Source organism: Arthrobacter sp. E70, from assembly GCF_058266945.1.
Genome location: NZ_JBYQFR010000034.1, coordinates 1 through 870, shown reverse-complemented (window position 1 = coordinate 870; position 870 = coordinate 1). Strand labels below are relative to the sequence as shown.

Genomic DNA, 870 nt, shown 5'->3' with positions numbered 1-870 from the left:
ACGCTGGCGGGAAGGTGTTGCGGAAGTTGCTTTCGGAGCCGGATGCTGAACAGCGGATCGCGGTGCTTAGCCCGTCCGGCTCCTCTATCCACGCCTAGCCAGCGATGATCCGGCGCGGGAGCGCCGTCTACTAGAAAAATCGAAGGTACTTGAAATGAGTCAAGTGGTCGGTATGACACAAGAGGAATCAGTTCCCCGGACCCCTGGGGTGCAGGAAATTCCGCCTCTGGCCAGACGAATTCACGTTTGGCGCATTGTTGGCGCGGCCGTGGCGCTGGTGGTGGTGGGCTCGATTGTTTTGAGCCTGGGGACTAACAAGGCACTTAATTGGCCCGTCATCGGGCAATACATGTTCCAGGACCGGGTCCTTGCGGGCTTAAGGCTGACGGTTGAGCTGACGATCGTTTCGATGGTTGGAGCGCTGATCGTGGCTACAATCATCGCAAATATGAGGCTGTCGCCCAACGTGGTGCTGCGCTCGATCAGCTGGGCGTTCGTGTGGTTTTTCCGGGGCATCCCGCTGCTTGTCCTCCTGGTCCTGATGTTCAATGTGTCGTTGCTCTACCCGGAGGTCTCCCTGGGGCTCCCGGGCCAGATTCCTCTCTGGTCCGTATCCTCCCAGGATCTGCTGAGTCCTTTCTGGGCCGCTTTCGTTGCATTCGTGCTGCATCAGGCCGCCTACACTTCCGAGGTAATCCGCACCTCAATCCGGGCTGTTCCAAAGGGCCAGATTGAGGCCGCGGAGTCGCTGGGTATGACCCATGCCCGGACGCTGCAGCGTATCGTTCTCCCGCAGGCCCTGCGGATCGCGATTCCACCCATCGCAAATGATGCAATCAATCTTCTGAAGGCCACGTCCCTCGTTGCATT

At 59.0% G+C, this 870-nt stretch carries 1 protein-coding gene; it reads left to right on the top strand.

Annotated features, from left to right (window positions below):
- Window positions 1-154 precede the first annotated feature (154 nt).
- A partial coding sequence (locus AC3IMC_RS20400; RefSeq protein ID WP_490920719.1) for an amino acid ABC transporter permease occupies window positions 155-870 on the top strand: 716 nt, incomplete at its 3' end.